Source organism: Waltera sp. (assembly GCF_046969025.1).
Classification (GTDB): domain Bacteria; phylum Bacillota; class Clostridia; order Lachnospirales; family Lachnospiraceae; genus Acetatifactor; species Acetatifactor acetigignens.
This window is the reverse complement of sequence record NZ_JBKVQF010000033.1, coordinates 24,378-31,724: the sequence shown is the minus strand read 5'-3', so window position 1 is coordinate 31,724 and position 7,347 is coordinate 24,378. Positions and strand designations below refer to the sequence as shown.

Below are 7,347 nucleotides of genomic sequence, written 5' to 3'. Positions count from 1 at the left end.
GAGAAGTCACAGTTTTACGAATACTTCAACCGATTCATAGCAGAAAACTATGGTGGCCAGAAGGTATCAATGGCCGTAAACCGAATCCCGGGTGAAAAGATGTATATCGACTGGGTCGGTGATCAGCCGGAACTGTTAACAGATACCGAAACGGGCGAGATCAAAAAAGTCCATATCTTTGCGACCACTCTCGGAGTCAGCAGTCTGATCTATGCAGAAGCTTTTCCAAATGAGAAGCTCCCATGTTTTATAGAAGGCTGTGCCCATGCTGTTTCATTTTATGGTGCTGTTACGAAATACTTTGTGCCCGATAACCTGCGAACTGCTGTAACCAAGCACACAAAGGATGAACTTATCCTGCAGTCTACCTTTGCAGATCTGGAAGATTTCTATGAAACTATAGTTCTTCCACCACCCGCTAGAAAGCCGAAAGGCAAGCCTACAGTTGAAAATCATGTACGTTATCTTGAAATACACCTGGTTGAGAAACTGAAAGAAAAGATATATGACTTAAACTCCGGATTCTTCGCTATCAGCGGAATTGCTGCATTGAACAGTACTGCCCGCAGCTTACTCCGACCTCTTTTGCTTATGGTCGTCTGTCCTTTGTGCTTTCCAGAGCTGTTCTCCCGTAATGAGAGTCCTGCCAGCTTTTGTATCTGTCTGGGTGATTCGAAACGCCTCACATCACCCACTTCTGCCAGAAATCCGGCTACCGTGATCACTCCTATACCTTTGATGGCAAGCATCTGCCTGCTTTCGAGTATCTTCCTGCACAGCTTTTCTATCTCCTCCATAACGGCGTCCAGCTGTGCCTTTTTGTATTCGTAATCCTCGAGCAACAGTTTCATTTCATACCGGGCAGCCGAAGAGCCTTTCTTTAAGCCGATGCTGCGTTTTGCTGTCTCACACAGGGTCGTTGCCCTTTTCATTCCTACAGCCCTTAGCTTTGCATCACGCCAGATTTGATTGATTTTCTCGGCTCCCAGTTCCACGATTGCTTCCGGAGTACAAACTTTCTTTAGAAGCAGCATACTGCTCTGTGCTTCATAGTCCCCAAACACATCTGTGTACTCGGGGAAATATATGGCGAACCATCTGGCAAATCTGTTTTTGATCTGGGTCATCTCCCTGATGAGTCTCTTACGATTGGCCACCATAATTCTTAAATCAGCATACACACCATCCGGTGTATACGGTGCAGAATACCGGCCCTCGGTAACCAGCTTTGCGATCACCTTCGGATCCTTCCTGTCATTCTTGCTTTGGCTGTTGTCATCCAGTTCCTTGGTCTGCTTTACCGCATAAGGGTTAACCATAACCAGGAGGATGCCCTCATCCTCAAGATAAGCGCCAAGGTCAAACCAGTAATGACCTGTCGGCTCGATACCTACGATTACATCTGACTTTCTGTACTTGTCCTGCAAATGCTGCATCCATGCTTTAAAGGCTTCAAAACCTTCTCTGCTGTTGCTGAACGTAAAGACTTTTCCGAGTTCAATGCCTCTCCAGTCAAATGCCCTGGCGTACTGTGTTGTGCTTCCGATATCAATTCCAACTACCAAAGTTGATTCTTTTACTTGATTGATTTTTTCATTCTGCTTATAATTCATTTGTGGGTGTCTCCTTTGAACGATGATTAATTAACCTGCCAGTTAACAATCATTATTCTATGGGTGGCACTCATTTTTTGCAAACCGGTTATTTGTTACTTAACAGGAATGCTCCTTGTATTCTGTGTGGTAAATCCGTTTACCTATACTCTATCATTTTGTATATCGACAAAATATTCAAAAATGTTAATATAAAAAATGTAACAGGATACAGCATTAGCCATATCCTGTCATAAAACTCGCTATATTAAACAATTCCACCGTGCTTATATTGCTGTTCCCGAAGCTTATCCAACGATTTTGCTCCATCCGGGCTATACAAATCCAATAATTCCAAAAAATTACCAGACTCCTTACACCCATTCAATATCATACGCATACTATCCGCATCTTTACCGAATAACATACCCAACAGACTCATATCATACTGATTTTGACTATCACTTAATACTCCCTGCTGATGTAAATCCTCCATAAAACCATAAGAACGAACCTCGGAACCTATTCGCATCGCCACATTATATAAATCCGGATCAACAGTATGAAGATAATTTAGGTAGCGTGTCTCAATATTTCTATTGGGCGTGCCGCTCATCATCCAATTTGCTATATCTTCCAAAGATGCACCTATGGCAGCATCATCAATCAAATGCATCTGCCATCTTCCGCTTTCAGTCTTTGTAAAGGTATATTTTCCATCTTCCGAATACAATGTATTTGACCATGAGTTTTTTGGAGCCGCCTGGTCTCTGACAAGCACTTCAAATGCATCCATTGCAACTCTGTCTGGGATACACTTTTTCTCATCTGTTGGTAATTCCATTTTCCCCAATGCTACTGCAGTTTGCACTAGTTCATAATCCGATATGTTTTCTCCATGATAAAAATAAGAATTTTGTTCTTTCAATTTATCAAATGATGCCGGTAGTTTTACTTCTGCCAACTGTTCTTTGGAAACCTCAGTCCAATCTTCTTTTTTCTTACTACCTGCGGTCTGCATCTGCACTCTCGAACCGTTTGTAATCTTTGTACCATATTTTGCATTTACCATATGTTCTGTTATTGTCACATGTGCAAACTGAAATAAACTCCTTTGGTTTCTTGTATTTCCGTAACCTTCAACTTTCACAGCATATGGAAATGATGACTTCGTATTCAAAACAGAGTAAGTACCTGTATAAAATGTATTTGCAGCTTGTATTCTCATAATATAACCTCCAATCCAAACGAAAAACAGCGTCTATTTTCACATTCAATCCCTTGAAAACAGACGCCATCCTTAGCTATTAAGTATATCGGCAAATATTCAATTATCTTTACCTATCGGAATGAAAACCTGTCTGAATCCTGTCTGAATGGGAACAAAACCATTACAGTACTACACTTCCTCATCCACCTTCTTCGATACAAGTTCCGATAAAGCATTGTTATATGTACCATTGCTCTTATAGGTTCCGCTTGTTCGTGCTGCAGCATTGGAAATACTGTTTGCTTTCATGGATACCTTGTCAGCAAACGAATTATGTCCGGTAAAAAGTGTTTTGAATGAACTAATATCTGCCTTTTTAAGTGCTTCCTCATCCAGTTCCAACTTATTACCCTTGCCTACGGTAATACCGATTTTTGAAAGCATATTCTCATTAGACTCAGTAATTCCTGTCATCCACACAGCATTTCTTAATACATCTTTTGAATTGGAATTACCTGCCTGTTCCACAACATCATTGTAATCTTCTACAAATGATTTCACAGCCTTTGTGATAGCTTCCCAATCATAATCTTCAACCTCGATTTCCTCTCCGGTCTTTTCATCCTTTTTCTTGATTTTCTTCTTTTCCCAGAGTTCATCATTATTTAAAGCATCTGCTGATTTCTTTAGTGCATCCGCTCCTGACTTCATAAGTGTAGATTTCTGTACAGTATCCCCACCGGAAGATGCCTTTTCTGCATCCTGCTTTGCATAGTATGCCTTCAGCAATTTTCCATAACTGCCATTTTTGATTGCTGCATAGTCAGAAAGATTAAAAGCACTGCCTGTTGACGGTGTCTGCATACCTCCAAACAAATAGGAATAATCTACATTGGTGTTATATTTGCTTGCATAATCACTAAAACTATTTATCTCTGACATAGTAAGCACCTCCTACAAACGCACATCCACATGGGTATATGCTACTGTTTCCGGTACAGATACCTCTACCGGCTCTGCTATATCAGTATTAACTGTTTCGGTCTTAACATCAGCACCCACATTCTCGGTTTCTTCTGTGCCTGCCACAGTCTTATCCTCTTTTTCACCAGCAACAGCATCCTTCTTATCTGTTTTCTTATCTTTATCATCTGCTTTTTCAGTCTGCTGATCTGCTTTCGCAGCTTCTTCCAATTCCTTATTCGCAGTAGCCAATGTATTCATCTGTGCTGATTCTGCTTGAACAGCCTTCTGCTCTACTTCAGCAAGTTCCTCTTTCTTTGCCTCTACATCATCACCACGAGCCGAATCCAACTTGATTTCAGACTCCAGCACCCCGGCTCTGCCTTCCATCTTTGTAGCAACGCTGCCCTGCACCTGTGCCCGAGCCATTGCGGAATCAGCAGAAATCATAGCCTTCATACTAGCCTGTGACAGACCTGTGCTTTGCTTTCCAGCTTTCGGAGCAGTTTTCTTACTGCCACCAAGCATATCATCCATTGAAGATTTCTTTGCCTGCTGTTCTTTCCTCTGTTCAATCTGATGCTGTCTTAACTGATTATTCAAATCCGTAATCTGCTGTTGAATTTCCTGTCTCTTTTTCATTTTTTCTTCAATGCTCATATCTTTGTTGGCAGAAAGCTCCTGCAACTGCTTCTGAGCATTAGCAATCTGATTTTGAATATTCTTGCTGACAGAATCTGTTGCCTTCGTCATATTCATTCCACCCACAGGTGTATTTGCCCCATTTAAACCGTTAATTCTCATATCCTATTACCTCCTGTTATCTACATAAGTGAAGCCATTGCAAACATATTCTCTTCTTCCGGTGTTGCTTCTCTATCTTCCACCTGTCCCATACGGTTCTGTGCCTGAGCCATTAAAGAATTTACTTTTTCCATTTCCGACTCATCGCACCATCCTTTTTCAATGCCTGCTTTTACTTCCTGCATATCGCCTTTTATTTCAGCTATGACCGCCCGTAACTGGCTTGTAGTCTTTGCCGCAGCAATCTTTCTTGCAGTCTTGCCGACATTTACACCAACACTACCACCTATGGTCTCGCTCTCTTTCTCAGCGTCCTCCGCAATTTCCGATTCCTCTGTTTCTTCTGCCTTTGCATCCTCCTCCGACCATTTCACATGAAATCCTTTGAAACGGTCACCAAAATGCTCTTTCAGCTCTGCTTCTACTTTTTTTCGCTCCTCAAGTTTCTCCTGCCGGATTTTCTCGGCATTATCTGTCATATCCTGTAATACTGTACTTTGCTTTATAGGTCTGCTGACTCCCCAGCCACCCCAATTACCATTTTCATCACAGAACCACCCTTGACTAATCATTTCTCGTCCCTGGGCAAGTTGCTGCTGCCTAAATCTCCTAGAAAAATCATTTAAAAACTTAACATCTTCTTCAAATTGTTTTCTTGTCGCCTCATCCGTTCCTAGCTTTCCTAAGAACTTAGGATTCACAACAAAATTAATATCTGATGAATTACCGTAGGTCTGTCCATAACTTACAGTCCCGACAAAAAACTTTGTTCCACTAATTTGCTTTTCCAACCCTTGAATATACTCAAGTCCTGCCGATACAGAATCCGGTATTGTCTTTTCGTAACTTACTCCTTCCTTCTGCACCGCAGTCTGGGAAACAGCATTTTTAGTGTCCTCTGTTTTTGAATCAAGCTTGTAATCATTTTGTACCGGGTACAGGTAATTACTTCCGATTCCCTTTACTGCCATCCGCATCATCCTCCTTGAAATATTGATTAGAAATCCGTTTCTCTATACACAGATACTTCTGCTATTTCCTATTTCGGAATATAAAACTTCATACTAAATAGACTTGTTGTGAAACGACCTTTTTATGTTGTGAACCAAAAACAAAAGACACAATCTATACCCATTTGCTCAATAGTCACCCGAGTTTCCCGTTTTGTAAACGAGTTTCACATTTTGAAAGCGACCTTCAAATTTTGTACCCGACTTTCCACTTTTGTAATGACTTTCCCGTTTTTTTCCTTGCTTTTATGATATAATCACCTTATGGCAGAGTATTTTTTTGCACAAAAACCGGACGTCAGTTTTGGCTTACAAATTTTGCAAGCCATAATTCACGTCTTCTGCTGTTCCTATTTCAGCCAGCGGTCTGTGCTTTATTCTGTCTTCTGGTTACTTTTTGAGAAGTCTTGCGGTGAGGTTGATGTCTTTGGCTGCAACCTCGTGGCATCTAAGCCTCTCCGCCAGGTCTTCTCCATAATAAAAGCTGAACGCTTCATACGGACTTTTTCCGTTCAGTTTCTTTCTCCGGTAGGAATTGATATGGTTCATCATCAGCTCTACGTCTGCCTGCGTCAGTTCATCAAAGCTTCTTCCTTTCGGCAGGATCCTGCGTATAAATTCATGTCCCACCTCGATCTCTGCTTTCTGGTACGGCGCACTTGGATTGCAGTAATAGATCCTCGTCCTTTGAAATCCTTTTCCATCCGGTCCGTTCTCTATACACTTCGGATTGGAAAACTCACTTCCGTTATCCGTCAGGATGACCGGAAACAGCTTCCTAAAATCCTGCCCTCCCAGCCGGTGGTACAGTTCATCATAAATATCTATCACTGACTTTGAGGTGTTCGCTTCCCGCAGGAACCCCAGCATCAGTGACACATTTACAAAATATATCGTCAGCAGGACTTTCCCTCCCTTGCTGCCGATCACGGAATCCATCTGCACCACTGCTGTGTCCGGATGCTGTTCCATATATACTTCGTAATCATGATAATTCCTTCCCACACGGCATCCACGGTCTACTTTCAGCTCCGGTTTTTTATATCTCGGACGGTACTTTACCTTTCTTGGCAGGTCTATGTTCCTGATATCAAACAGGCATCCATCCACGTAGTTGTAGAGGGTCTTTTCACTGCACATCAGTTCATCCTTATGTGTCAGGTAGATCTGATGGATAGACTGCCCCTGTTTTACCAACGGCACCAGGATTTCATTGAGTCTGGCGATTTCCCCTTCCGTAGCAAGGATCCCGCTTCGGGATTCCGATATCTTATCCGTTGCCCGCCTCTGGGCTCCCAGAGCATCGTAAACAGTTTTTGTCAGCGTACACTTCTTTACTTCACTGCATCCGTTGCATACATATGGCGGTTTAAAGCGATGGGTACATATTTCTTCTTCATAATGCTCGCAGTAACGGTTGCATATGAGTTCACACTGTTTACAGACAGCTACCAGTGGATGCCTGCAGTCATTTGTCCCACATACTTTTTTCCTCTTACATGCTTTTCTGTACTTGCAGGTATTATGCGGGTAACTTCCATAACCGGTGTCCTGTTCGATGGAATAGTTCCTGATCTCCTTTGTGATGGTAGTCCTGTCCCTTCCCAGTTTCTCTCCAAGCTCTGTGAAAGTCATATGCTCCTTTAGTCCGCTTTCTATCTCCAGCCGGTCCTCATAATTTAAGAACTTTGCCATACTGTCTCCTTTCCCCGCCAGCTGCTGAAGTTCTGTTAAAAAACAGGAAGAACATTTCTGCTCTTCCTGCATT

6 protein-coding genes are annotated in these 7,347 nt (G+C 42.2%); all 6 read right to left on the bottom strand.

What is annotated here, in order from left to right:
- Positions 1 to 461 precede the first annotated feature (461 nt).
- The 6 genes from ACLTOH_RS14285 to ACLTOH_RS14260 all read right to left on the bottom strand — a co-directional run bounded on the left by ACLTOH_RS14285 (position 462) and on the right by ACLTOH_RS14260 (position 7,274).
- On the bottom strand, positions 462 to 1,613 hold the full coding sequence (locus ACLTOH_RS14285) for an IS110 family transposase (protein ID WP_412224287.1): 1,152 nt from the start codon (positions 1,611 to 1,613) through the stop codon (positions 462 to 464).
- A gap of 247 nt (positions 1,614 to 1,860) precedes the next feature.
- Positions 1,861 to 2,820, bottom strand: a complete 960-nt coding sequence (locus ACLTOH_RS14280) for a hypothetical protein (RefSeq protein ID WP_021960360.1) — start codon at positions 2,818 to 2,820, stop codon at positions 1,861 to 1,863.
- 171 nt (positions 2,821 to 2,991) lie between these two features.
- Complete coding sequence (locus tag ACLTOH_RS14275; RefSeq protein WP_412123292.1) at positions 2,992 to 3,744, bottom strand: hypothetical protein; 753 nt, start codon at positions 3,742 to 3,744, stop codon at positions 2,992 to 2,994.
- 12 nt (positions 3,745 to 3,756) lie between these two features.
- Entirely contained in the window at positions 3,757 to 4,569 is an 813-nt protein-coding gene (locus ACLTOH_RS14270; protein ID WP_412224286.1) for a FlxA-like family protein, read from the bottom strand.
- A 20-nt stretch (positions 4,570 to 4,589) separates the two neighbouring features.
- On the bottom strand, positions 4,590 to 5,540 hold the full coding sequence (locus ACLTOH_RS14265; protein ID WP_195541699.1) for a DUF6033 family protein: 951 nt from the start codon (positions 5,538 to 5,540) through the stop codon (positions 4,590 to 4,592).
- A 429-nt stretch (positions 5,541 to 5,969) separates the two neighbouring features.
- A complete protein-coding gene (locus ACLTOH_RS14260) occupies positions 5,970 to 7,274 on the bottom strand; it encodes an IS30 family transposase (protein WP_069432380.1) in 1,305 nt (434 codons plus the stop codon).
- Positions 7,275 to 7,347 lie beyond the last annotated feature (73 nt).